Source organism: Thioclava sp. JM3, from assembly GCF_002213185.1.
In the GTDB taxonomy this organism is placed as follows: domain Bacteria; phylum Pseudomonadota; class Alphaproteobacteria; order Rhodobacterales; family Rhodobacteraceae; genus Thioclava; species Thioclava nitratireducens.
On the sequence record NZ_NBOB01000007.1, the window covers coordinates 1 to 23,862 of the forward strand.

Consider the following 23,862-nt stretch of genomic DNA (forward strand, 5'->3'; position numbering starts at 1 on the left):
AAGAGTTCGCCAAAGGCTGGGCGCTCGATCGCAACTTCGCCCCGCAGATGGACGAGGCCACACGCGAAGCCCGCTACACTGCGTGGAAAAAGGCGGTCGAGGCCACCATCGCGGCGGTCTGACCTGCGGCGACGGGTCAGCCCCCCTTTCCCTTTCGCGTATTTTGCTCTTTCTTGTCCCGGTTCGACCCGAAGACAGGAGCCATTCGATGACCCGCTACCCCCGCGACCTGCGCGGCTACGGCCGCACGCCCCCAGATCCGCAATGGCCGGGAAAGGCGCGCGTAGCGATCTCGATGGTGCTCAACTTCGAGGAGGGCGGCGAGAACAATATCCTGCACGGCGATGCGGCGTCGGAGGCGTTCCTGTCCGATATCGCAGGCGCCGCGCAATGGCCAGGCCAGCGACACTGGAACATGGAGTCGATCTACGAATACGGTGCGCGCGCAGGCTTCTGGCGGCTGCACCGGTTGTTCACCAGGCTGAACGTACCACTCACGATCTACGGGGTCGCGACCGCGCTGGCGCGCGCGCCGGAACAGGTCGCTGCGATGAAGGAAGCGGGCTGGGAGATCGCCTCGCACGGCCTGAAATGGGTCGAGCACAAAGATATGGCGGAAGACGAAGAACGCCGCCAGATCGCCGAGGCTATCCGCCTGCATACCGAGGTCGTCGGAGAGCGTCCGCGCGGATGGTATACCGGGCGCTGCTCGGCCAACACGGTGCGGCTGACCGCAGAAGAGGGTGGCTTCGACTGGATCTCCGACACTTATGACGACGACCTGCCCTATTGGCTGGAAGTGGGCGCGCGGGACCAACTCGTGATCCCTTACACGTTGGAAGCCAACGATATGCGCTTTGCCACGGCGCCCGGCTATATCGAGGGCGAGCAGTTCTTCCAGTACCTCAAGGACAGTTTCGACACGCTCTATGCCGAAGGGATGGACGGCGCGCCGAAGATGTTCTCGGTGGGCCTGCATAACCGCCTGATCGGGCGGCCGGGAAAAGTTGCGGGGCTGAAGCGCTTCCTCGATTACGCGCTGTCGCATGAGGGCGTCTGGTTCGCGACCCGTGGAGAGATCGCCGCGCATTGGGCCGCGACCCACCCCCACACGCGCCGCGAACGCCCGAGCCAGATGAGCCGGGACCGTTTCGTCGAAGTCTTCGGCGGCATATACGAACATTCGCCCTGGATCGCCGAGCGGGCCTTCGAGCTGGAGCTGGGCCCGGCCCATGACAGCCATGAAGGGGTGGCCTCGGCGCTTGTCCGCATCTTCCGCTCGGCTTCGGAGGCGGAGCGTCTCGGCGTGCTGACCGCGCACCCGGATCTCGCGGGAAAACTCGCCCAAGCCAAACGTCTAACCGCAGAAAGCACCTCGGAACAGGCGAGCGCCGGGCTCGACGCGCTGACCGACGAGGAACGCGCCACGTTCGAGGCGCTCAACGCCGCCTATACCGAAAAATTCGGTTTCCCCTTCATCATCGCCGTAAAAGACAATACCAAGGCGTCAATCCTCCACGCCTTCCGCCGCCGGCTTGACCAGGGCCGCGAGACGGAATTCCGTGAGGCCTGCAAACAGGTCGAGCGGATCGCGTGGCATCGCCTGAACGCCATGGACCTTTGATGGAATACACCTATTACGCCCCGACGGGCGGTTTGCCCGATCAGAACCAGCGCGCCCGCGAGCGCGCGCAATTCAACACCTCCTACGCCGTGATCCCGCGCGGTGTGCTCTCCGACATCACCATCTCGCTGATGCCGGGCTGGGAAAACACCCGCGCCTGGGTGCTCGCGCGGCCGCTGTCGGGCTTTGCCGAGACCTTCGCGCAGCTGATCGTCGAAGTCGCGCCGGGCGGCGGTTCGGACAATCCCGAACCCGATCCCGAGGGTCAGGGTGTGATCTTCGTGCTCGCTGGCCACATCCGCCTCGTGATCGAAGGCGTCGGCCACGAACTGGACGCCGGCGGCTACGCCTATCTCGCCCCGGGCACGCAATGGTCGGTCGCGAATGATCAGGACACGCCCGGCACCTTCGTCTGGATCCGAAAGCGCTACGAGCGTGTGCCCGGCATCGACGCGCCGGAAAGCTTCGTCACCGCCGATCAGGACAAGCCGCCGCTCGAGATGCCCAACACCTCGGGCTACTGGTCGACCTCGCGCTTCGTCGATCCGAACGATCTGCGCCACGACATGCATGTCAATATCGTGACCTTCATGCCGGGCGGCACCATCCCCTTCGCGGAAACCCACGTCATGGAGCACGGCATCTACGTGCTGCAGGGCCGCGGAGTCTACCTGCTGAACCAGGACTGGATCGAGGTCGAGGAGGGCGACTTCATGTGGCTGCGCAGCTTCTGCCCGCAGGCCTGCTACGCCGCCGGTCGCCGTCCGTTCCGCTACCTGCTCTACAAGGACGTGAACCGCCACCCGAAGCTCGGCTCGCCCATCTCGAGCTGACCCTTTCGGCTTGGTCGAAATATCCCGGGGGTGAGGGGGCAGCGCCCCCTTTCTTCCGCCCGAACCCGGAGGCGCCATGCAGATCAAGGCCGAACCGCTGACACCCGAGGCGTTTGCCCCGTTCGGGGATGTGCTCGAGGCGTCCGGCGCGCCCGACAAGCTTATCAATGCCGGGCTCTGCGGGCGCTACCATGATCGCGCACAGCTTGATTTCGGGGCGGAGTCCGGCGGGCGCGCCGGACTCTCGATCTTCAAGGCGGAGCCGCGAACGCTGCCCTATCTTTGTGACCTGCTGGAGCGGCACCCCGAAGGCTCGCAGGCCTTCCTCCCGATGAGCGCGGACCCGTTCCTCGTGATCGTGGCACCGGACGCAGGCGGCAAGCCCGGCACGCCGCGTGCTTTCCTGACCGACGGCGCGCAGGGCATCAACCTCCATCGCGGGACGTGGCACGGTGTACTGACGCCGCTCGCAGCGCCCGGTCTCTTCGCCGTGGTGGATCGGATTGGCGAAACCGCGAACCTCGAAGAACATCCGCTGGACGCTCCCTTCACCGTCACCGTGTGACGCATCGTCAAAGAGGCATGGACACTTCCGCCGATCTTTCCCAATCTGCGCCAAATCGATTTGGGGAGGAGCAAGAATGAAAACGCGGATCGCACTTTTGCGCGAGATGGGCAAGGCGCGCCCCTATACCGACAGCCAGCCGCTGGAGATCGTCGAGGCAGAGCTGGACGATCCCGGCCCGGGCGAGTTGCTGATCAAGATGTCCGCGGCGGGCCTGTGCCACTCGGACCTGTCCGTCATCAACGGCGACCGCCCGCGCGACATGCCTGTGGCGCTGGGTCACGAGGCGGCGGGCGTTGTCGAGGCCGTCGGTCCCCATGTCACGCGCTTCGCGCCCGGCGATCACGTCGTCCTCGTCTTCGCGCCGTCCTGTGGCCATTGCGTGCCCTGCGCCGAGGGGCGGCCCGCGCTTTGCGAGCCGGCCGCGGTCGCGGCGGGTAAGGGCAGCCTGATCACCGGGTCGAAACGCATCTCGGTCGCGGGCGAGCATGTGAACCACCATATCGGCGTGTCGGCCTTCTCGGATTACGCAGTCGTCTCCGAGGCGTCCTGCGTGAAGATCGACAAATCGATCCCCCTCGACCAAGCCGCGCTGCTGGGCTGCGCGGTGCTGACCGGCGTCGGCGCGGTGCTGAATTCGGGCGGGCTGAAGACCGGGCAAAGCTGCGCGATCATCGGCCTTGGCGGCGTCGGCCTCGCGGGGCTTCTTGGCGCGGTCGCGGCAGGCGCGCGCACACTGGTCGCGGTCGATTTGGCCAAGGACAAACGCGACCTCGCTCTCAAGCTTGGCGCGACCCATGCCATCGACCCGACCGAGGAAGGCGCGGTGCAGAAACTGCGCGACCTTACCGGCGGCGGCGTCGATCTCGCGGTGGAGCTGGCTGGCGCGGCTCCGGCGCTGCAATTCGCCTATGCCATCACCCGGCGTGGCGGCACGACCGTCACGGCGGGCCTGCCGAACCCGAAGGCGGAGTTCACGATCCCGGCCGTGTCGCTGACGGCGAACGAACATGCGCTGAAGGGATCCTACATGGGCTCCTGCGTGCCGGTCCGCGACATCCCGCGTTTCGCGCAGATGATGGTGCAAGGGCAACTGCCGATCCCGGACCTGATGACCCATCGCCTAAAGCTCGAAGACATCAACGAAGGTTTCGAGCGGCTCGCCGCGGGAGAGGCGATCCGGCAGGTCATCGTCTTCGACTAAGCGCCGATCTCGGCCCGCAACCAATCGCGGAAGGCGCTGACATGCGGCGCCTCCCGCGCGCGCTCGGGCAGGATCAGCGCGTAATTCTCACCGGTGGCAAACCGGCGCGGCGTCGCCTGCACCAGCCGCCCCGAGGCCAGCGCCCCTTGCGCGATGATCGCGGGCACCAGCCCCAGCCCCATGCCCGCGCTCGCCGCATCGAGGATCATGTCGAAATGATCGAACCGCGCGCCGCGGAGGATATGCCGCGCGTCGCGCCCGCTCTCGCGGAACCAGTCGAGCCAGAGCGTCGGGCGCGTCGACTGCTGCAAGAGGGGCAGCGCCAGCAGCGCGTCGTCCTCCAATTCCGCGCGCCCCGTCATCAGGTGCGGCGCGGCCACGACGATCAATTCCTCCGCAACGAGATTTTCGACCTCGGCCCCCGCCTGTTCATGCCTGGAGCGCATGATTGCCAGGTCGAATGGCTCCCGCGCGAAATCCACCGGCAGCAGTCGCGCGCTGAGATCGAGGCTCACCTCCGGCTGCGCGGCCTCGAACCCGGCCAATCGCGGGATCAGCCATGACCGCGCAAAGCTCGGCAGCACGGCCATGCGCAGCACCGCGCGCGCGCCGCCGAAGGCCATCGCCCCCATCGCGGCCCGGTCGATCTGACCAAGGATTTCTTCTGCCTGCGCAAGGAAAACATGACCTGCCGGCGACAGAGACAGCCGTTTGCGCACCCGGTCGAACAGCGCCACGCCCAGCCGTTCCTCCAACGTCCCGAGCGAGCGCGACACCGCCGATTGCGTCAGGTTCAACTCCGCTGCCGCCCGCGTCGTCGTGCCGAGGCGCGCGCAGACTGCGAAGGCCTGCAGCTCGTTGATCGTAGGAGTGTAGCTTTTGCGCATGGTCGCGAGGGTGCTCCGCTGTGTCTTGCCGGATCATGCGCAAAACTCATCATCTTCGCAAATTTAATCGTTTGCGCCGCGCGGCACGATGCCTAGAGTTCGACGCAACGAAAGACAGATCCCGAGGACCGCCATGACCGACCGCCCCACGCTCAAAGCCAAGGATGCCCCCGATCTGGGCAAGTTCACCTGGGACGACGCGCTGCGTCTGGAAACCCAGCTGAGCGAAGAGGAGCGGATGCTGCGCGATGCGGCCCGCGCCTATGCGCAGGACAAGCTGCAACCGCGCGTGATCGAGGCCTTCGAGAACGAGACCACCGACCCCGCGATCTTCCGCGAGATGGGTGAGATGGGCCTCTTGGGCGCGACCATCCCCGAGGAATATGGCGGGATCGGCGCGGGCTACGTGTCCTACGGCCTGATCGCGCGCGAGATCGAGCGCGTCGATAGCGGCTACCGCTCGATGATGTCGGTGCAATCGAGCCTCGTGATGTATCCGATCTACGCCTATGGCTCGGAGGAACAGCGGCAGAAATATCTGCCGAAGCTGGCCTCGGGCGAGTGGATCGGCTGTTTCGGCCTGACCGAACCCGATGCGGGCTCGGACCCGGCGGGCATGAAGACCCGCGCCGAGAAGACCGACGGTGGCTACCGCCTCACCGGCTCGAAAATGTGGATCACCAACTCGCCGATCGCCGATGTCTTTGTCGTCTGGGCGAAGTCCGAGGCCCATGGCGGCAAGATCCGCGGCTTCGTGCTGGAGAAGGGCATGAAGGGGCTGAGCGCGCCGAAGGTCGGGCAGAAGCTGTCGCTCCGCGCCTCGATCACCGGCGAGATCGTCATGGACGGCGTCGAGGTCGGCGAAGACGCGCTGCTGCCGCATGTCGAGGGGCTGAAAGGTCCGTTCGGCTGTCTCAACCGCGCACGCTACGGCATCGCCTGGGGTGTGATGGGCTCGGCCGAGTTCTGCTGGCACGCCGCGCGCCAATACGGCCTCGATCGCAAACAGTTCAACAAGCCTCTCGCGCAGACGCAGCTGTTCCAGAAGAAGCTCGCAGACATGCAGACCGAAATCACGCTGGGCCTGCACGCCGCGCTGCAGGTGGGCCGCCTGATGGACGCAGCCGATGCCGCCCCCGAGATGATCTCGCTCATCAAGCGCAACAATTGCGGCAAGGCGCTGGATATCGCGCGGATGGCCCGCGACATGCATGGCGGCAACGGCATTTCGGGCGAGTTTCAGGTGATCCGCCACATGGTCAACCTCGAGACGGTGAACACCTACGAGGGCACCCATGACGTGCACGCGCTGATCCTGGGTCGTGCGCAGACGGGCCTGCAGGCCTTCTTCTGATGGCCCCGCTGGAAGGTGTGAAAGTCGTCGAACTGGCGCGGATTCTGGCCGGTCCCTGGGCCGGTCAGGTGCTGGCCGATCTCGGCGCGGAAGTGATCAAGGTCGAAGCGCCCGAGGGCGACGATACCCGCCGCTGGGGCCCGCCCTTCATCGCGCGCGAAGGCGACGGGCCGGAGGGTCGCTCGGCCGCCTATTTCCACGCCACCAATCGCGGGAAGATTTCGGTCGTCGCCGATTTCCGTACCGAAGAAGGCCAGAAGATCGTGCGCGATCTGGTCAAGGACGCGGATGTGGTGATCGAGAACTTCAAGCTCGGTGGGCTGAAGAAATACGGCCTCGATTACGAGAGCCTTTCCGCGATCAATCCGCGTCTCGTCTATTGCTCGATCACCGGTTTCGGGCAGGACGGTCCTTACGCGAGCCGCGCGGGCTATGACTTCCTGATCCAGGGCATGGCTGGCTGGATGGACCTGACCGGCGATCCCGAAAGCCAGCCGCAAAAGGTGGGCGTGGCCTTCGCGGACATCTTCACCGGGCTTTACGCGGTGATCGGCATTCAGGCGGCGCTCGCTGCGCGGGCGCGCACCGGGCGAGGGCAGTTGGTCGATATGGCGCTTCTGGATTGCGCGGTGGGCGTGCTCGCCAATCAGGGGATGAACTTTCTCGCCACAGGCAATGCGCCGCATCGCTTAGGCAACGCGCATCCCAATATCGCACCCTATGAGGTTGTTAGCGCCCAGGATGGCGATCTGATCCTCGCAGTCGGCAATGACGGGCAGTTCCGGCGGCTTTGCGAGGTGCTGAGCCTCGACCTCGCAGCCAATCCTGACTTCGCCACGAACGAGGCGCGCGTCGCCAATCGTGAGGCTATGCGCGCGGCCCTCTTCCCTGCGCTTGCGGAATGGCCGCGCGCCGATCTGCTCGCCGCGCTCGAAAAGGCGACGGTCCCCGCGGGCCCGATCAACTCCGTCGATCAGGTCTTCGCCGACCCGCAGGTTGAGGCGCGCGGAATGCGGGTCGAGGCCGAGGGTATCCCCGGCATCCGCACGCCGATCCGTTTTTCGGACACGCCCTTGGCGGAACCAAAACCCGCCCCGAAATTAAAGGCCGACTAGCCTCTTCCTCTTGGTGGAAATATCCCGGGGTGAGGCGGGATCAGCGGCCTTCCAGTGGAAGGACGCCCCGCCGAACGCCCGAAGCGCAAGCGAAGGGCCGTCAGCGCGGGGGCAGCGCCCCCTCCAAGTTCACCCGCTGCAAGCCAGCGTCAGCGCGATCGGGATATTGTCCGGCCCGCCATGCACATCGGGTTGGTTGACCGACACGTTCGGCACGCAGGTCGCGCCGTCGGCCAAGCCGCGGATCACCACCGGGTCCGATTTCACCGGCACCAGTCCAGTCAGGTTCTCGGGGTCATACATCTCGATGCGCAGGTCGTTCGGGTCTTCGGGCTGGGCCAAGGCGAGCGCGAAGGCCATCGTGACGGCCCCATCCTTCACCGTCGCCTGAAAGCCGTAGATCTGGGGATCGGGCAGTTGCTCGGCCCCTTTCCAGAACCGGGTGTAGAAGAACGAGCCTTCCGAATTCTGCTTCGCCGCGTCTTGCAGCGGCGCCAGCTCGTCTCCGGTGAAGGCCCCGTCGCCATTTTTGTCGAAACTCTGGATCAGCCAGTCGGACACGGTCGGATCGAAGGTCCAACTCTCGCCGATATGGGTGACTTTGCCGCTCTCCATGCCGACAAGCAGACGGATCAGGATTTCGTCTTCCGGGTGGGCGTTCGCGAGCCCCGGCAGCAGCCCGATCAGACCGGCGAGGGTGAGAACGGTGCTGCGGATCATGGTTGGAAATCCGGTTTCTTGCTGCCGGGCGGGGCGGCGGGCGGCGGCGCGCCGAAGCTGGGGAAAGCATCGGCCTCGGGCACTGCGGTTTCTGCCGCGGGCGCGTTCTCCGAGGCGGCGGTCGAAGGATCTACATTCTTCGGCTTCAGCTTGCCGCCCATCAGTGCGACGCCTCCGTAAAGCAGTCCGATCGCGACCAGCCAGCTGCCGACGATCCGGCCTGCTATCTCGAACCATTGCGCCTGCCAGCTGCGCAGCACCAGATAGACCGAGCCGATCAGCCAGATGCCCAGGCCGATCCCGGCGAGGAAGACCCAAGGCGCACCGCCATAGCTCGGGTCGGACAATTTCACCGAGAGCGCATACATCACCCCCAGAACAAGTCCCGCTGGCACGATCAGCACGGGCCGCGACCACCGCCCCAGGGCGAGCGTGGCACCGATGGCGATGGCCGAGATCGGCATGGTCAGGAAGTGATGCGTGATCGCGCCGGGGAGTTGTTGCAACGCGGCCATCAGCTCGATGCGGAAGGTGAAGCCGAGCGCGATCCCGACGGCCCAGAGCAGCGCCGCGAACAGTGCAGCGCGCCGCCCGACCAAGGCCAGCGAGATCCCGAAGCCGAATAGCGGGAACAGTCGCTCGATCGCGAGCGCGTCGCGTATCAGCCACGCCCCGGTCTCGCCGCGGTCCGCAGGCGGGATCAGCGCCAGCACAATCAGAGCGGTCAGCCCGGCCAGCACCCAGAGGTGACGCAGCCAGCTAAGGCCGGAACGGTTATGCGATACGTCAATGGCCAAAGAGGCTCAGCCCACCTTGCAGGAACCCGAGCTGAGATTGCAGGTAACCCAGTGCCAGCGCAAGGAAGCCGAGCCCGACCACCGCGATGATCGCGCCCAGCCCGCGCGAGAACTGTCCACCCCGGATCGGGTCGAGGACGAGACCCACGCCGACCCCGATCACGTGGATCATCCCGGTCGCCAGCACGAAGCCGATCGCGAAATCTGCCGGGTCGGCGGCCATCGGCAGCTCTGCCCCATGTGCGTAACCGTGGTAAAGCGCGAAGACCGAGATGATCGCGAGCGCTATCCATTCGTAGGGCTTCCATGCGGTGGCGATGGCGAGGCCGAGAACTACGATCGACAGCGCGATCCCGATCTCGATGCCGGGCAGCGGCAGGCCGAGAATGCCGATCACGCCACCTACGACCATGATCAGCGGGAAGGTCACCGGCAATTGCCAGACCTGACGTCCACCCATCTGCGCGCCCCAGAGGCCCACCGCGAACATCGCGAGGAAATGGTCATAGCCCGAGAGCGGATGCTCGAACCCTGCGGTGAAACCGCCCGAGCCGGTCGCGGTGATGTGGGCGGCGGCCACCTGCGGCAGCATCAGGGCGACGAGGCCCAAGAGGGCGGCAAGGCGGCGATGGATCATGCGGAGGCTCTCTGTCCCGTGACTCTCGAGCGGCATCTTCCGGATCGTCGCGCGAAACTCAAGGCGGCAAAGCGTTCACCGCGTCTCACCATCGATTGAAGGGTGCGCGAGGGCTCAGCCCGCGCCGAGGAGGGCCGATATCTGGTAGGTTGCGAAAGCCGCGAGATAGGCCAGCGCGAACATGTAGACCACCGCGACCCACATCCACTTCGCCGAACCCGCCTCGCGCCGGATAACCGCCAGCGTGGAGATGCATTGCGGTGCGAAGATATACCATGCGAGCAACGCCAGCGCGGTGCCGAGGCTCCACTGATCGGTAAGCGTGTGGATCAGGCCGTTCTCGCCGCCCACCGCGTAGACCGTGGCTAGCCCTGCGACCGCGACTTCGCGGGCGGCCATGCCCGGCACCAGCGCCACGGCGATCTGCCAGTTGAAGCCCAAAGGCGCGAGGATCGGCGCGACGAAGTGGCCGATCATCGCGGCGAAGGAATAGTTGATCGCCGGTTGCGTCGCGCCCTCGGGGGCCATCGGGAAGGTCGACAGGAACCAGATCACCACCATCGCCCAGAAGATCACGGTGCCGGCCCGGCGCAGGAAGACCCGCGCGCGCTGGTAGAGCCCCAGCGCAATATTGCGCAGGATCGGCATCTTGTAGTCGGGCAGGTCGAGCATCAGTGGCGCCGAACGCTCTTCACGTGCGAAGATATGCCGCGCGACGAAGGCCACTGTGAGAACCGAGAACACGCCAGCCGCATAAAGACCGAACATGACCAGCCCCTGCAGGCTCAGCCCGCCGAGCACTTTCGTGTTGGGGATGAAGGCGGCGATGATCAGCGTGTAGACGGGAATGCGCGCCGAGCAGGTCATCAGCGGCGCGACGAGGATCGTCGTCAGCCGGTCGCGTTTATTGTCGATCACCCGCGCGGCCATGATGCCGGGGATCGCGCAGGCGAAGCTCGACAGAAGCGGGATGAAAGCGCGCCCGTTCAGCCCGGCGCGGCCCATGATCCGGTCCATCAGGAAGGCCGCGCGCGCCATGTAGCCGAAATCTTCCAGCAGCAGGATGAAGAGGAAGGTGAACAGGATCTGCGGAAGAAAGATGATGACCGAGCCGATGCCCGCGATCAAACCGTCCGAGATGAAGCTTTGCACCAGCCCTTCGGGCATCACTTGCGTCACCAGCGCGCCCAGCGAACTGAACGCCCAGTCGATCGCATCCATGAAGGGCGCGGCCCAGGAAAAGACCGCCTGAAACATCACGAAGAGGATCGCCAGCAGGATGATCGGCCCCGCGATCGGGTTCAGCACCACGCGGTCGATCTTGGCGGAAATCGTGTCGGGCTCGGGCGGGCGGATGACGTGGGTCTTCACCAGCCGTTCCGCCTCGCGCATCGAGACCCGCATGTCATGCGTACTCGGAACCGCCCAGCTCGAAGGTTGCGGGTCGTCGAGGCCGGCTTCCAGCATCGGATCCACCTTGGACCACAACTCGTCGAGCCCGCCGCGGCGGACGGCAGTGGCCGGGATCACCGGGATGCCCAGTTCCTCGCTCAGCGCGACATGGTCGATCTGCAAGCCGCGATGGCGCGCGATGTCGATCATGTTGAGGATCATCACGATCGGCAGGCCGATCTTCTTCAGTTCCGAGACCAGGCGCAGCGCGCCGCGCAGGTTGGTCGCATCGCCCACCGCGAGGATCATGTCGGGGACGCGCTCTCCTGCGCGCTGGCCCAGCAGCACGTCGCGGGTCACTTCCTCGTCCGGAGAACGGGCGCGCAAGCTATGGGTGCCGGGCAGGTCGATCAGCGCGAACTTGCGCCCCGCAGGCGTGGTCGCCACGCCGACTTTGCGCTCCACGGTCACGCCGGAATAATTGCCGACCTTCTGCGTCGCACCGGTCATCGCGTTGAACAGCGCCGTCTTGCCGCAATTCGGCGCACCGACCAGCGCGGCCTCGATCGGCTGGGCGTCGGGATCGGTCTGCGGGGCTTTGGGCTGGTTTATGGCAGGAGCCGACGTCATTCCGCGAGGATGGCCATCGCCTCGGCACGCCGCAGAGCGACGGTGGTGTCGTTCACGCGCACCGCGATAGGATCGCGACCGAACGGACCTTCGTGAAGGATGTGGACCGACGCGCCCTCGATGAAGCCAAGCTCCAGCAGGCGCAGTTCCAGCTCGTCCGCGTCATAGCCATCCTTTCCGGCCAGCGGGCAGACAGAGACCAGAGTGCCCCGGAACCCGCGACGGCACTGGCCAAGCGGCAGTGCGCATTTGCAGGTTTCGTTCTCGATAGGGCTGGCCTTCATGAGGGCACCTCCGTGATGGGTCGCGAGTCGGTCTTCGCTTCCTATCGTCAGGAGATAGTCTGGAAATTGATCTCTGACAAATGAAGTCTGGTATTTTCCCGCCTTCGTGATCGATTATTTTACTCAGGAATTTAGAAGGAGTCTAAACTGTGGCGTAAGCCCATGAATTCGTTAGGCTGAAGGAGAAAGGCGCCGCGCCCTCGAGAGCGACGCCTTCACGCCGGTTTTCCGTCGGATCGACCTCTCAATGCTCGCGGAAAGCACGGTTCATCGAATCCACCACTGGTTTCGCGATGTATTGGGCGAAGGTCCGCGACGCGGTCTGGATCATCACTTCCACCGGCATCCCGGGCATCGGCGCGAAGCCCGGTACCCGGCGCAGCTCCGAGGCGGGCAGGCGGATGCGGGCGATATAGACCTCGCGGGGATGTTCGCCCGAGCGCTCCACGATCGCGTCGGCGGAGATGTAATAGACCTCCCCAATCAGGATCGGCGTCGTGCGCTGGTTGAGCGCCGAGAGCCGCACCGACGCTTCCTGTCCGACCTTGATCGCGTCGATATCGGTGCGCGCGATCATCGTCTCGATGATGAGCGGGGCTTCCGAGGGCAGGATCTCGGCGATGACCTTGCCCGCCTCGATCACGCCGCCCGCGCCGGAATAGTTCAGCCGCACCACGGTGCCGGAAACCGGGCTTTCGATCACCACGCGCTTCAGGACGGAGGTCGCCTTGCGCTCTTGCTCGCGTACGGAATCGAGTTCCGCCTGCACGGTCTCCAACTCGTCGAGCGCGGCCTGCTTGTGGGTCTCGATCGTCTGCTTGGTCTGCGCCTGGTATTTCGCGCGCATCTCCTCGCTCTCGCCGATCTCCGCCTTGAGGCGGCCGATCTGCCCTTCCGCATCGGCCAGAGCGCGCAGCAGCGCGTTCAGCTCGGTTCGCCGGATCAGCCCGCTCTCGAAGAGTTTCGCCTTGCTCTCATGGTCCTCGGCCAGCAGGTCGCGCTGGGCCTCCGCGGCAATCAGCTGCGCGCGGTAGCCTTCCGAACGGCTCTCCATCGCGGCGATGTTGCGCGCCAGCAGGTCCAACTCGCTTTGCACTTTCGCCTTCGTCACGTCAAAGGCGAGGCGTTGGGAATCCATCATCGCGGCGATTTCCACGTCGCGCCGGGCGTCCTGCAGCCATTTCGGGAAGACCAGTTCGCGCCAGCCGTCATATTCGGCCTGTATCCGGGCCTCCATCGATTCCAGTCGCGCGCGGCGCAGGAATAGCGCGCGTTCATTGGCGAGCGCCGAGGTCTCGTCGAGGCGCAGGAGCGGTTGCCCCGCGGTGACGAAATCGCCCTCGGAGACATTGATCTCTTTGATGATCCCGCCTTCGAGGTGCTGGATCATCTTGTTGCGGCCCGTGGCCACGAAAGAGCCCGGCGCCATGACGGCGGCGGCGAGCGGTGCGCTGAAGGCCCAGACGCCGAAGCCGCCAAAGGCCATCGCGAAGATCGTCAGCCCGACGATGACCAGCGTCTTGATGCTGCGCGGGACCTCGGTCGACCAGTCGGGGGTCTCGTGGGAGTTGAGCGGGTTCGTCAGAAGGAGTGTCATGCCGGGGCTCCTTGCATCGGGGCGGTTGCGGCGACGTTCTGCGCCGCTGCGCGTTGTTGCTGCACCTGCTGGGCCTTGGCCTGCTTGCGCCGCTCCAGCTCTGCGAGCATCTGGTCGCGCCAGCCGAACATCGCGATATTGCCGTCGTTGAGCAGCATGATCTTGTCGACCGCGCTGAGCAGCGAGGGTTTCTGCGTGACCACGACCACCGTGATCCCGTTGGCCTTGGCATGACCGAGCGCGCGCACGAGGGCCGCGTCGCCTTGCGTGTCTAGGTTCGAGTTCGGCTCGTCCAGCACCACGAACTTCGGATCGCCGAAGAAGGCGCGCGCCAGACCGATTCGCTGTTTCTGTCCGCCCGATAGCGGCGAGCCGTCGGAGCTGACGACCGTCTCGTAACCCTGCGGCAGCGAGGCGATCATCTCGTGCACATCGGCGAGCGCGGCGGCGCGATGGATCGCGGCGTCGCTCGCATCCTCCCGCATCCGGGCGATGTTCTGCTTGATGGTGCCCGGGAAGAGCTGCACGTCCTGCGGCAGGTAGCCGATGCTTTCGCCGAATTGCCGCGGGTCCCAGTTGCGGATGTCCATCAGGTCGAGCCGCACAGCTCCCGAGGTCGGCAGCACCGATCCCACCAGCATCTTGCCGAGCGTCGTCTTGCCGGCGCCCGAATTGCCGATGATCGCCAGTTGGTCGCCGGGCGCGAGCGAGAAGGTCAGCGCGTTCAGCACGACATGCTTGGTGCCTTGCGGAACATAGAGGAGACGCTCGATATCGAGCCGTCCTTCCACCTTGGGCAGGCGCAGCTTGTCGTTGCGGGTCTTGGCGGAGGCCAGAAGCTGGCCGACCCGATCATAGGCGCCGCGTGCCAGCAGGAAGGAGTTCCATCCCTCGATCGCGCCTTCGATCGGTGCGAGCGCACGGCCCGCGACGATCGAGGCGGCGATCACCATGCCGCCGGTGATCTGCCCATCGAGCGCGAGATAGGCGCCCCAGCCCAGCATCCCGATCTGGGTGAACAGGCGGAACATCCGCGACGCGGAGGCGGTGAAGACGTTGCGATCCTGCGCCTCGGTCTGCGCGCGCAGGGAGGCGGCGGTATCGCGACCCCAGATCGACACGGCTTCGGGGATCATCGCCATCGCGTTGATGATCTGGCTGTTGCGCGACATCGACTCAAGGTGCAGGTTCGCCCGGGTCTGCGCGATATTGGCACGGCTGAAGCCGTCCGAAGTGATCTTCTGGTTGATCCAGGCAAACAGCATAAGGATCAATGCGGTCACGACCACGATCGTGCCGAGATGCGGGTGGATCAGGAAGACCGCAAGCACGAAGATCGGCGCGAAGGGCACGTCCAGGAAGGACAGCAGCGTGCCGGAGACAAGGAAGCTCCGCAGCGCGTTGAGATCGCCCAGAACCTGATATTCGCGCCCGTTGGAATGCAGCGAAGCCTGCGCTGCAGCCGACAGGACCGGTGCGCCGAGCCGCGCGGCCACATCCACCGCCGAGCGCATCAGTACCAGCCGGCGTACCGCGTCGAGCAGCGTCTGCACCACGATCGCCCCGGCAATCACGATGGTCAGCATCACCAGCGTGTCGGTCGAGCGCGAGGTGAAGACCCGATCGGAAATCTGGAACAGATAGATCGGTACCGCGAGGATCAGGATATTCGTGGCGCAGGTCATCAGCACGACGAAGGCCATGTTCACGCGCAGCCGCTTTTTCATGTCATGCAGCGTGCGGGTGAAATCCACCGGGCCGAGGCGCTTGTGAAAGGCTGGGGTGGAGGGTGGCGCCGGTGGGGAGCCGGAGGCATTTTGCGCGGGGACACGACCCGCCTCCTTTCGGGCGTCAGCACCACCCTCCGTCCGGGCGGCGACTGTCTCGACAGTCCCCTCCGCGCCGGTTTCGTCGGCGCGCGCTTTCGCCCCGGGACCGTCGCCCGTCGCGGTTTGCGCCTGCCGTTTGTCTGTCGGATCGGCCTGCGGCGGATCCACGTTCCGAGCCATCGCGTCATGACCATCTTGGCGGGTCGCCTGCCCCCCGGCGGCGTCGTCAGTCCTGTCTTTCATCGAAGTTCCCCTAGTGAATGAAGTTCCGCCCCTCCGTCAGGCCAGAACCGTGTGCAATGCATCGAGCGACCCGCTTCCCCCGTGGGAGCCCGGATGCACCTGGAATTCGTCATCGTCGTAAGTCGGCGCGTTCTCGATCATCCCGTCCGCGAGGAACGCCACCGCCTCCGAGGCAAGCGCCCCTTCGCTGGGGCTCGTCGGGCCGAGGGGACCGCCGCTGCCATCGTCCATCATCCCCGCCTGCCAGATCACCGCGTCGGAATAGACGCCATCGGCGGCCATGATCGTGCTGTCGACGCCCGCGACAGTCAGCGACGAGACGTTGGCGAGCGTGTTGCCGCCCGCATCGACGTCGAATTCGCCCGGACCGTCGACCGATATCAGGTCGGCATCTTCGAGAATGTTGATCTGGGTGAGGTTGTCGCGAACGATCAGGTCTCCCTCGATATAGAGTACCCGCAGTGCCATCTGGCCGCCCAAAAGCTCGTCGCCCAGCAGCCCTTCGACCGCGTCGTAGGCCGCACCCGGCGGCATCGAATAGCCTTCGCCCGGGTTCGGATCGAGGCCGCTGTAGATCTCCGCCAGCTGGTCGAGGACGTTCTGATATTGCGGGTCCATCTCCAACTGCGTGTCGATGCCCACTTTGGTCAGATGCGCCTCATTCCACAGCAGGTTATCCTCGCTCGAGACATGGCCCACGCCGCCGTGTCCGATGCCGCCCGCGCCGCTCATCACCAGATCGTCGTCGAGCAATACGTTGATCTGCTCGAGCTGAGCGATCTCGTACATGTTGCCGCCGATCATGATCAGGTCGAACTGCGCGCCCGCTTCCAGCAGAAGCTGCAGGTTGACGGTCGAGTTGTCGCCCATCACGATCTCGGCGGAATAGGAGCCGAATTCGAAGCTCACCAGATCCCCATCGGAGACCGCGTTCACCTGCGTCATGTGGTTGTCGACAATCAGGTCACCGCGAATTTCCGTCATCGCGATCAGGCTGCCGCCGGGCGGCATCACCAGGTTAAGGAAGTTCGCGGGATTGGCCTCTTGCGTGTAGACCGCGACGTTGTGGCCTAGCGAGGCGAGCGGGTCGGCGCTGTCACCATTACCCAAGCCTTGCCCGCCCGCGCTGTTGCCTGTGCCGTGGTGGCCGAGACCGGGCTTCATATCCGCGTCGCGCAGCACGTTCACCTGCGAGATCACCGAGAGCGAGGTCACCGATCCGCCGACCGCGATCACCGGCGCATCGAGCCAGTCATGCACCACCTGTGACTGGTTCAGCAGAAGGTTGTTGCCGGTGCTGAGGCTCTGCGCGATTTCCAGTGCCATGCCCGCGGGATCGACGGGCATATCGGGGCCTTGGACCGTTCCGGCCGCCCCTTCGCCATCTCCGCCGATACCGTCGGTCTCCACCTCGATCACACCCGCGTCGAGCGGTGTATCCTCCGACTCGTCGTCCGAGGGGTCGCGTGCTTCCAGCCGAAGTTTCAATGTCTCGGGCAATTCGTCCATGAGCTGCCCGTCGAACACGACCGCGCCCGAAAACGCGGGTGGCAGGAGGGAGGCCGCCGCCTCTTCACCGTCGAGGCTTTCGCTTTGCAGCTCGGTCATGGCCTCCGGGTCGGTTGCGCCCTCCTCGAGACCGTCGCCCTCTTCCGGGTCGGTCGGCGCGGCGAAGATCGTCTCGCTGCGGAACATCGCGGCCGTCACGCCGTCGGGCACGGAATCGGGATCGAGCGCGTCGATCTGCGCCATCAGCGCCTCCGCCTGCGCTTCGACGGTCATGCCGACGGGTGCGGCACTCACCGTCAGCGCATCTGCATATTCGGCCAATGCCATCAGCTTCGACGATGTGGCCGCCGGGCCGTACTCGTCCATCAGCTCGGCCGGCATCATGAAGGGCTTGTCGTAGAGCACGTCATGATCGCTCAGCGTGTTGATCTGCGAAGTGATGTGGAGCACCGAGGAAGGTGGCGCCATTCCGAGAAACATCTGAAGCGGTACCGGAACGGGCGGAAAATCATAGGGCGGGATTGCGAGCTGGCCGGACGGCAACCCGGGCGGTGCGATATCGCGCAGCTGATAATCGTCGACGAAGGGAAGCCACGGCGCCTCTGGCGGAGGCACCAGCGGGAGCTTCAGCTGCAGCGACGGATCGAAATCCTCGAGCAGGTAATCCGAATTGACGCTGACATTGACGGAGAGCAGATCCCCCGGCGAGGGCGCGGAAGCCTGCAGCGCGCGAAAGGCGTCGTATTCCTGTCGGGCGACATTGGTCTCGGTCGTCTGATTGAAGGCACCGATGAAATGGGCGATGATTTCGGTCTGCCGGTCAAGCATCTTCCTTCCCCCCTTCATGACGCTGAAAACCCGCGCTTGGATGCGGGGCGTCAGACTGTCGGTTCATCGCATCCGGCGGGGTGAACTCCGCCGCGGGCAAGGTCCGGGCGTGATGCGATGCGAAACGGCCCGAACGGAATGCGGCGCGCCTCTCGTGGAGGCACGCCGCGTGTTTGCTTACGATGCGTCGTCGTCGCCGATATAGGAGGACGACAGGTTGCCGCCGACCACGGTGGTATCCACGGCATTGCCGAGGATGTTGGCGCCCATCACGATCGACTGGTTGAACGCGGTGGTGTCGATGGCCGCGCTCGCATCGGCATAGGACTGGCCGGTGACGATACCATCGTCGCCATTGCCCGACCCCCAGTTGCCGAGGCTGCCGCCATTGCCGCCGCCGCCTGCGGTGACGTCGCCGCCACCGTTACCGCCGCCGGCATAGCCGCCGGTCGCCCAGGAGCCGCCGCCCGAGGCTTGCGAACCGGTCGAAGACCATCCGTAACCGTCGCCGCCGGCGCCGCCGTTTCCGCCGTCACCGGTGCCGGTGCCAGTACCAGTACCGGTCGCCCGTGCATCAGCCATTGCCTGGCCGGAATCGGTCGCGCTTGCATTGCCACCGTCGCCGCCCATCTGCGGATGGTGATGCTTCATCATCATCGGCATGCCGCCGCCGCCGTCGCCGGCGTTTGCGATTGCGCCGCCTTCGTCCGCTCCAGCACCCGCCATGCCGCCGCCCATGCCGAGGCCCATACCGAAGCCGTCGCCACCGTCGCCGCCATCGTCGCCTTCACCCTCGGTTTCCGAGGCTGCGAGCGAAACGCCGCCGCCCGAGAGGGCGATACCGCCACCCGCGAGCGCCATGCCGCCCGACGAACCGACATCCTCGGCGCCGTTGCCGCCTTCGGAGGATGCGTCGATCCCGTCATCGGAATGCGCCGAATTGTCCTTGATCACGGCGTCGACCTGGAAATTCGCGTCGTTGGAGACTTTGGGATCATTGAGCGTGTCGTTGTCGGTGAGCGTGTTGGCCTGCGTGTTGACCATCATCACGTCATTACCCATGCCGTTGAGCATGTCGCTGAGGTTGATGTCGTCACCCGGATCGTAGTCGTAGGTATAGGTCATATCGCCATCGGCAAAGACCATGTCGCCCACGTCCGAGTTGTCGATATCCGCGAAGTCGTTGTCTTCGCCGAAGATCCCCTCATCCGGGAAATCGATCGTGATGGTGTTGGTGTTGCTCGAAGTCGAGTTGGAATTCGTGTCGGTATCGACACGGTTGTGGTTCGTGTCGTCGAGACGATTGGTATTGCTTGCGTCACCGCCGTCAGCATGGGCACGAGCCGCTGAAGATGAGTCAGCATTAGCATCGGCGTTTGCACGGGAATCCGAGTCCGAGACGGCTTCCTGATGCTGGTGCTGCTGCTGTTGCTGCTCCTGCTCCTGCGTGTCATGCATCGGCTTTTTCATGTCGTCCTTGTCGGGACCGTCATGCGGTTTGTTCGGCTGTTGACCCGAATATCCATAATTACGATTAACCATTTCATTTCTCCCAGTTGATCGGTCCGGGATCCGTCACTCTGTCTAAAACGGATATGGTTCGGACCATTGCTATGCAGGGCTTTCGCCCCGATGAATGTCCGCTTCCCCAACCGCTCGGCACCCCGGTCCCGATCCCCGAATCGAGCGATTCGCAGGTGGGTCACCCTTTCCGGGCGGAATGTGGAAACAGACGAGTCACAGCCCCCAGCTGCGACACCAACATCCTGCGCCCCGTGATCCGGTGGACCTAGCTAGCAAATGGGTCTAGCCGGCCGGTGCACCGTTTTAACCGGCTGAAAATCAACCGTTTCCCCATGCGCTCCGCGCTGTGGCCTGCGGAATCCCGGACCATCGGAGAAATTTTCACGAAGTTGTCGCAGATGCCCAAAGCTGAACAAGGTGTAGTGGCGACTCGATCACAACCTACCATTTGTGACGCGTCCCAAGCGGCGTGGAGCGAAAAACCGTGATTCCGGACGCGATTCGCTTAGACTTACGTTGCGTAAGAGAATCCTTACCGTTGGGTAAACACTTCGGGTAACGCTGATCTCACTGGTCCGTGATATGGTGGATGCGGGCGATATGACGTGGGGTTAGTCGCCCGAACATTTGAGTTCAGGGTAGGACGAGGGGGCCACCATGAATGCGTTGCATAAGAGTGAACCTGCGGGGGCGCGCGTGATGCCGTCCTGCCGCAAACAAGACGCAGCGATCTGCTTTCTTGGCGCATCGCATGTTTTTTCCGATACCGTTTTGCGAACCGTAGATGCCGAAGTGACGCCGGCGACGTGCCTGCGTCTGAACGATTTCGAGACGCTGCTCGAGGAATTGCAGTCCGACGGACGGATCGATCATCGCGGCACGCTGTGTTCGCTGATCGTGGACGAGGATCACGCCGATGGTCTGGTCGCGCTCGCGGAACGTCGCGAGCCGTTCCTGTCGCGCGTGAAACTGATCATCGCGATCGAGGACGAGGCGTACGCGCAGGATCTGATGGCGCGCCACGGCTCTGCGATACTGGCGCATCACATCAGTCTGCTGCCGATGAACGTGAATCTGACGACTTGGCTTCTGATCCTGCGGATGATCGTCTCGGGGGGGCACTACATCCCGCCCGCGCTTCTGCACTGCCGTCCGTCAGAGCTGCCTATGCCGATGCTGAACGGCGCCACCGCGACGGAGTCTGCCAATGCGATCTGCCTGTCGGGGCTGACGCCGCGCGAAACCGAGGTTCTGGAGATGCTCGCCTCGGGCCAGCCGAACAAGATCATCGCGGGCAAGCTGAACCTGTCCGAACATACGGTTAAGCTGCATATCCACCGCATCATCGGGAAGCTAGGCGTCACCAACCGCACCGAGGCGGCGATCTGGTATCACCGTATCCGAGGTGCCTAAGGACCCGCCCGCGCCCGCGGAGGTGCGCCCGCCGGATTTCGATCGGTTCCTGATGCTGATCGGACGCATCAATTATGCCTGGACCAATACCGAGAGCCTGTTGATCCATCTGATCGCCGGGCTCGCCGGGACCGACAAGAGCGTCGCGACGATCATCCATCTGACATTGAACACCACGCGTGCGCGGCTCGATCTCGTGGATCGGCTGGCCAAGCGCGACGACTGTCCCTGCGCGCCGCGGGCCTGCGAACGGGTGCTGGCGGTGTCGGCACGGATGAAGAAAGTGTCGGGGCTGCGCAATCACTTCAACCATTGCCTCTACGCTTTCGACGAGGGCGGAGGTCCGGTGCGCGCGATCCAGATGCGTATCGCGGATCGCAAGACCAGTCTGCGGATTGGAGAGGAAAGCGTTCTGGACAGCGCGACGCTTACCGAACTGGAAGCCGCGCTTGCCGAAATGCAAGCAATCAATGCCGAGATCTGGGCGATCGCCAAGGAATACAAGATGCCGCTTTGAGGCGGGCAGGGGAGGTCGGAACTGCGCGACAGCCAACCTCAGTTGCGCAGCTGGCGTCCCAACGCCTCGGCCAGTTCCCACGGGTTCGTCGGCTTCGAGAAGACCGGGATTTCCGGCATGATCGATTGGAAGGCAAGCGGCAGCTGCTCGGCCGTGTTCACCACCAGGGGCACTTCGCGCTTCCACAGCTCGACGATCAGGGCTTCCGCCGATCCGTCCAGCAGGTTCATGTCGAGGATCGCGCCATCTACGGAGACCGAGTCATCCGTAAGCGCCGCACGCGCACGTGCCAGGGTCGCGAACGGTCCCGCAACCTGACCGCCTGCTTCCTCGACCGAGAAGGCGATGTCATAGGCGATGAATAATTCATCTTCGACGACGAGGACATTGCTGCCCTCGAGGCAAGAAATACTGCTCTGTAGCATGGGCTATACTACCCTTTTATCAGGTCCATTGGCACGGTCATGCGAGCTTGGAACCCGTCGGGAACCCATTCGGTTCCATAGGTTCCCCGCAATTGGCCCTGAATCGTCAGGTCTATCAAGCGCGACCCGAAGCCGCTGTTGCTTGGTGGCACCAGTTTCCCGGGGTGGCCGCTTTCCCGCCAATCAAGCTCGAGCTGGCCGGAGAACTCGCGCCACGTCAGCTCCAGACGCCCCGCATCGTGCGAAAGTGCGCCGTATTTCACAGCGTTAGTGGCCAGTTCGTGGATTACCAGCGCGAGGTTGGTGGACCCCGCATGGTTCAGCGCGAGGGCGGGACCGCCGAGGGTCAGCCGTGGATCGTCGAGATTGGTGTAGGGCGAAAGCACGCCCAGCAACAATTCGCGCAGTTCGACCATGCCGCGGAAATCGCGCTCGGGTGTGGCGGTCGGATTGATCAGCTCATGGGCGCGGGCGAGCGCGCCGATCCGTTCGCGCAGGCCCCGCGCCATCTCGTCCGGCGTCGTCGCGTGGCGGGCGGTCATGCCGACCAGCCCCGACATCATCGCGAAGGCGTTCTTGACCCGGTGATTGAGCTCGCGCGTCAGCGTGTCGCGTGCCTGCGCGAGCTGGCGCTCCTCTGTCACGTCGCGCAGATAGGCGAGGATCGCGCCGCTCTCGGGATAGATGCGAGCTTCCAGAATGCGCCCGTCGCGCCCGATCTGATCGGCGACGGTCGGCGTGCCTGTGCGCCGGGCTTCTGCCAGCGCCTCCGCCAGTTTGCTCTCGCGCAGATGCGGCACGGTTTCCCAGAGCGATCGCCCGATCGCCTGCGACTCGGTCGCGGCCCCGACAGCGGCACGGATGCGTGCGCGCATGACAGAATTGGCGAAGCGGATATTGTCGTCGCGGTCGATTTCGATGATCGCGTCGGAGGTGATTTCGTGGAAATTCGCGAGACGGCGGTCAATTTCGGCCGCACGTTCGCGCGCCTCGTTCAGTTCGGAAATGTCGAGCGCGGTGGCCACGGCCACCGGCGGCTCGCTCTCGATCGGTTGCGCCGAGATCAGCAGGTTGCTTTCGCTTCCGTCGCGGCGCACGCAGCGCAGCTCCATATGGTTGATCTTTTCGCCGTGGCGTGCGGCGCGCACGATCGGAAATTCGCTGAGGCTGAGCTTGCGGCCTTCCGGCGTATAAGCGTCGAAGGCGAGCTGCTTGCCCACCTCGCCGTTCTTCACGCCGAACATCTCGATCGCGGTCGCGTTCAGATCGAGGAGCCGCCCGGTGCCCAGCTCGGCCACGCCCACGCCGACCGGCATCTGATCGAGAATGGCGCGGTAGCGGTTTTCCTCGCGGTGGGCGACGTTGATCTGGTGGCGTAGCCGGATTTCCGCCTCGACGCCCGCGGCGATGTCGGACAGAGCTTCGTACTCTTCCTCGGTCCATTGCCGCGCCTCGCGGTCGATCAGGCAGAACGCGCCGAGCGGTTGCCCCTCGATCGTGCGCAACGGCACACCGAGATAGGCGATCACGCCCAGATCGCGCACCGCGCCATTCTCGCCCAGCACCGCATCCTCGCGCGCGTCGGACACACGCAGCGGCGCATCGGTTTCCACGACATAGCGGCAAAAGGAATGGGTGAGCGGCGTCTCCGATGGAGAATGGGCGTCGAAGCGATCCGGCCCGCTTTGCGCCACGAAGACCTGACGGTTCTCGTCGACCATCGAAACCAGCGAGATAGGCACGCCGGTCATCCGCGTCGCGAGACGCGTCGCACGCGCGAAGATGTCTGCGGGAGCGCTCTCCAGCAGTCCGGTCTCGCGTAATGCCCGAAGGCGCGCCGGATCGGTGAGTCGGGACCGGGGCGCGGGGTCGGATGAGGGTGAGGGCGGTGCAGTGGTTTTCATGCGCAGGCTTTCATATTCCACCTATGCTCAG

General features: G+C 64.7%; 20 protein-coding genes. 8 read left to right on the top strand and 12 right to left on the bottom strand.

Annotated features, from left to right (window positions below; genetic code table 11):
- The first annotated feature begins 208 nt into the window (after window positions 1-208).
- The 4 genes from puuE (at window position 209) to B6V73_RS13940 (ending at window position 4,226) form a co-directional block, all read left to right on the top strand.
- Window positions 209-1,624 carry an allantoinase PuuE gene (puuE, locus tag B6V73_RS13925; protein ID WP_088725545.1) on the top strand — a complete coding sequence of 472 codons (1,416 nt, stop codon included), beginning with the start codon at window positions 209-211 and terminating at the stop codon, window positions 1,622-1,624.
- Complete coding sequence (locus B6V73_RS13930; protein WP_075775756.1) at window positions 1,624-2,457, top strand: bifunctional allantoicase/(S)-ureidoglycine aminohydrolase; 834 nt, start codon at window positions 1,624-1,626, stop codon at window positions 2,455-2,457. The genes puuE and B6V73_RS13930 overlap by 1 nt, the downstream gene beginning before the upstream one ends.
- A gap of 76 nt (window positions 2,458-2,533) precedes the next feature.
- Window positions 2,534-3,022, top strand: coding sequence for an ureidoglycolate lyase (locus B6V73_RS13935; protein WP_088722874.1), 489 nt, complete (start codon window positions 2,534-2,536; stop codon window positions 3,020-3,022).
- Between the two features lie 76 nt (window positions 3,023-3,098).
- A complete protein-coding gene (locus tag B6V73_RS13940; RefSeq protein WP_075775758.1) occupies window positions 3,099-4,226 on the top strand; it encodes a zinc-dependent alcohol dehydrogenase family protein in 1,128 nt (375 codons plus the stop codon).
- Here the strand turns inward: B6V73_RS13940 and B6V73_RS13945 are convergent.
- A complete protein-coding gene (locus B6V73_RS13945; RefSeq protein ID WP_088725546.1) occupies window positions 4,223-5,113 on the bottom strand; it encodes a LysR substrate-binding domain-containing protein in 891 nt (296 codons plus the stop codon). The two genes, B6V73_RS13940 and B6V73_RS13945, sit on opposite strands and share 4 nt — an antisense overlap.
- A 133-nt stretch (window positions 5,114-5,246) precedes the next feature.
- On the opposite strand from B6V73_RS13945, the gene B6V73_RS13950 reads away from it, so the two are divergent.
- Both B6V73_RS13950 and B6V73_RS13955 read left to right on the top strand, forming a co-directional pair.
- Window positions 5,247-6,467, top strand: coding sequence for an acyl-CoA dehydrogenase (locus B6V73_RS13950; RefSeq protein ID WP_088725547.1), 1,221 nt, complete (start codon window positions 5,247-5,249; stop codon window positions 6,465-6,467).
- Window positions 6,467-7,582, top strand: a complete 1,116-nt coding sequence (locus B6V73_RS13955; protein WP_088725548.1) for a CaiB/BaiF CoA-transferase family protein — start codon at window positions 6,467-6,469, stop codon at window positions 7,580-7,582. The genes B6V73_RS13950 and B6V73_RS13955 overlap by 1 nt, the downstream gene beginning before the upstream one ends.
- A gap of 129 nt (window positions 7,583-7,711) precedes the next feature.
- Here B6V73_RS13955 and B6V73_RS13960 read toward each other — a convergent pair whose 3' ends face one another.
- The 9 genes from B6V73_RS13960 to B6V73_RS13995 form a co-directional block, all read right to left on the bottom strand.
- Complete coding sequence (locus tag B6V73_RS13960) at window positions 7,712-8,302, bottom strand: DUF1007 family protein (RefSeq protein WP_168174903.1); 591 nt, start codon at window positions 8,300-8,302, stop codon at window positions 7,712-7,714.
- Complete coding sequence (locus B6V73_RS20830) at window positions 8,299-9,099, bottom strand: hypothetical protein (RefSeq protein WP_168174904.1); 801 nt, start codon at window positions 9,097-9,099, stop codon at window positions 8,299-8,301. The genes B6V73_RS13960 and B6V73_RS20830 overlap by 4 nt, the downstream gene beginning before the upstream one ends.
- A complete protein-coding gene (locus tag B6V73_RS13965) occupies window positions 9,089-9,736 on the bottom strand; it encodes a HupE/UreJ family protein (RefSeq protein ID WP_088725550.1) in 648 nt (215 codons plus the stop codon). Before B6V73_RS13965 ends, B6V73_RS20830 begins: the two co-directional genes overlap by 11 nt.
- Before the next feature lie 114 nt (window positions 9,737-9,850).
- The gene (locus B6V73_RS13970) at window positions 9,851-11,758 is read right to left on the bottom strand and encodes a ferrous iron transporter B (RefSeq protein WP_088725551.1); all 1,908 of its coding nucleotides are present in this window, start codon (window positions 11,756-11,758) and stop codon (window positions 9,851-9,853) included.
- Window positions 11,755-12,042, bottom strand: coding sequence for a FeoA family protein (locus tag B6V73_RS13975; RefSeq protein WP_075775765.1), 288 nt, complete (start codon window positions 12,040-12,042; stop codon window positions 11,755-11,757). Before B6V73_RS13975 ends, B6V73_RS13970 begins: the two co-directional genes overlap by 4 nt.
- A gap of 244 nt (window positions 12,043-12,286) precedes the next feature.
- Window positions 12,287-13,639 (bottom strand): HlyD family type I secretion periplasmic adaptor subunit, encoded by a 1,353-nt coding sequence (locus B6V73_RS13980; protein WP_088720465.1) that lies wholly within the window; start codon window positions 13,637-13,639, stop codon window positions 12,287-12,289.
- Window positions 13,636-15,711, bottom strand: a complete 2,076-nt coding sequence (locus B6V73_RS13985) for a type I secretion system permease/ATPase (RefSeq protein ID WP_088720464.1) — start codon at window positions 15,709-15,711, stop codon at window positions 13,636-13,638. Before B6V73_RS13985 ends, B6V73_RS13980 begins: the two co-directional genes overlap by 4 nt.
- A 36-nt stretch (window positions 15,712-15,747) precedes the next feature.
- Window positions 15,748-18,048, bottom strand: coding sequence for a hypothetical protein (locus B6V73_RS13990; RefSeq protein ID WP_088725552.1), 2,301 nt, complete (start codon window positions 18,046-18,048; stop codon window positions 15,748-15,750).
- A gap of 177 nt (window positions 18,049-18,225) precedes the next feature.
- On the bottom strand, window positions 18,226-19,590 hold the full coding sequence (locus B6V73_RS13995) for a hypothetical protein (protein ID WP_088725553.1): 1,365 nt from the start codon (window positions 19,588-19,590) through the stop codon (window positions 18,226-18,228).
- A gap of 774 nt (window positions 19,591-20,364) precedes the next feature.
- Here B6V73_RS13995 and B6V73_RS21145 point away from each other — a divergent pair.
- Together B6V73_RS21145 and B6V73_RS14005 are read left to right on the top strand one after the other, a co-directional pair.
- The gene (locus tag B6V73_RS21145) at window positions 20,365-20,985 is read left to right on the top strand and encodes a response regulator transcription factor (protein WP_240504145.1); all 621 of its coding nucleotides are present in this window, start codon (window positions 20,365-20,367) and stop codon (window positions 20,983-20,985) included.
- Window positions 20,978-21,502: a hypothetical protein gene (locus tag B6V73_RS14005; protein WP_233243104.1), complete on the top strand. Its 525-nt coding sequence runs from the start codon at window positions 20,978-20,980 to the stop codon at window positions 21,500-21,502. Before B6V73_RS21145 ends, B6V73_RS14005 begins: the two co-directional genes overlap by 8 nt.
- 38 nt (window positions 21,503-21,540) lie before the next feature.
- Here the strand turns inward: B6V73_RS14005 and B6V73_RS14010 are convergent, their stop codons facing one another.
- Window positions 21,541-21,927 carry a hypothetical protein gene (locus tag B6V73_RS14010; RefSeq protein WP_075775769.1) on the bottom strand — a complete coding sequence of 129 codons (387 nt, stop codon included), beginning with the start codon at window positions 21,925-21,927 and terminating at the stop codon, window positions 21,541-21,543.
- Window positions 21,928-21,935: 8 nt separating this feature from the next.
- Entirely contained in the window at window positions 21,936-23,831 is a 1,896-nt protein-coding gene (locus tag B6V73_RS14015) for a PAS domain S-box protein (RefSeq protein ID WP_088725554.1), read from the bottom strand.
- Window positions 23,832-23,862 lie beyond the last annotated feature (31 nt).

What these genes read in the sequence shown, in the direction of transcription:
- puuE (WP_088725545.1), top strand. Translation starts at nt 209, where the DNA reads ATGACCCGCTACCCCCGCGACCTGCGCGGCTACGGCCGCACGCCCCCA.
- B6V73_RS13930 (WP_075775756.1), top strand. Translation starts at nt 1,624, where the DNA reads ATGGAATACACCTATTACGCCCCGACGGGCGGTTTGCCCGATCAGAAC.
- B6V73_RS13935 (WP_088722874.1), top strand. Translation starts at nt 2,534, where the DNA reads ATGCAGATCAAGGCCGAACCGCTGACACCCGAGGCGTTTGCCCCGTTC.
- B6V73_RS13940 (WP_075775758.1), top strand. Translation starts at nt 3,099, where the DNA reads ATGAAAACGCGGATCGCACTTTTGCGCGAGATGGGCAAGGCGCGCCCC.
- B6V73_RS13945 (WP_088725546.1), bottom strand. Translation starts at nt 5,113, where the DNA reads ATGCGCAAAAGCTACACTCCTACGATCAACGAGCTGCAGGCCTTCGCA.
- B6V73_RS13950 (WP_088725547.1), top strand. Translation starts at nt 5,247, where the DNA reads ATGACCGACCGCCCCACGCTCAAAGCCAAGGATGCCCCCGATCTGGGC.
- B6V73_RS13955 (WP_088725548.1), top strand. Translation starts at nt 6,467, where the DNA reads ATGGCCCCGCTGGAAGGTGTGAAAGTCGTCGAACTGGCGCGGATTCTG.
- B6V73_RS13960 (WP_168174903.1), bottom strand. Translation starts at nt 8,302, where the DNA reads ATGATCCGCAGCACCGTTCTCACCCTCGCCGGTCTGATCGGGCTGCTG.
- B6V73_RS13965 (WP_088725550.1), bottom strand. Translation starts at nt 9,736, where the DNA reads ATGATCCATCGCCGCCTTGCCGCCCTCTTGGGCCTCGTCGCCCTGATG.
- B6V73_RS13970 (WP_088725551.1), bottom strand. Translation starts at nt 11,758, where the DNA reads ATGACGTCGGCTCCTGCCATAAACCAGCCCAAAGCCCCGCAGACCGAT.
- B6V73_RS13975 (WP_075775765.1), bottom strand. Translation starts at nt 12,042, where the DNA reads ATGAAGGCCAGCCCTATCGAGAACGAAACCTGCAAATGCGCACTGCCG.
- B6V73_RS13980 (WP_088720465.1), bottom strand. Translation starts at nt 13,639, where the DNA reads ATGACACTCCTTCTGACGAACCCGCTCAACTCCCACGAGACCCCCGAC.
- B6V73_RS13985 (WP_088720464.1), bottom strand. Translation starts at nt 15,711, where the DNA reads ATGAAAGACAGGACTGACGACGCCGCCGGGGGGCAGGCGACCCGCCAA.
- B6V73_RS13990 (WP_088725552.1), bottom strand. Translation starts at nt 18,048, where the DNA reads ATGCTTGACCGGCAGACCGAAATCATCGCCCATTTCATCGGTGCCTTC.
- B6V73_RS13995 (WP_088725553.1), bottom strand. Translation starts at nt 19,590, where the DNA reads ATGGTTAATCGTAATTATGGATATTCGGGTCAACAGCCGAACAAACCG.
- B6V73_RS14010 (WP_075775769.1), bottom strand. Translation starts at nt 21,927, where the DNA reads ATGCTACAGAGCAGTATTTCTTGCCTCGAGGGCAGCAATGTCCTCGTC.
- B6V73_RS14015 (WP_088725554.1), bottom strand. Translation starts at nt 23,831, where the DNA reads ATGAAAACCACTGCACCGCCCTCACCCTCATCCGACCCCGCGCCCCGG.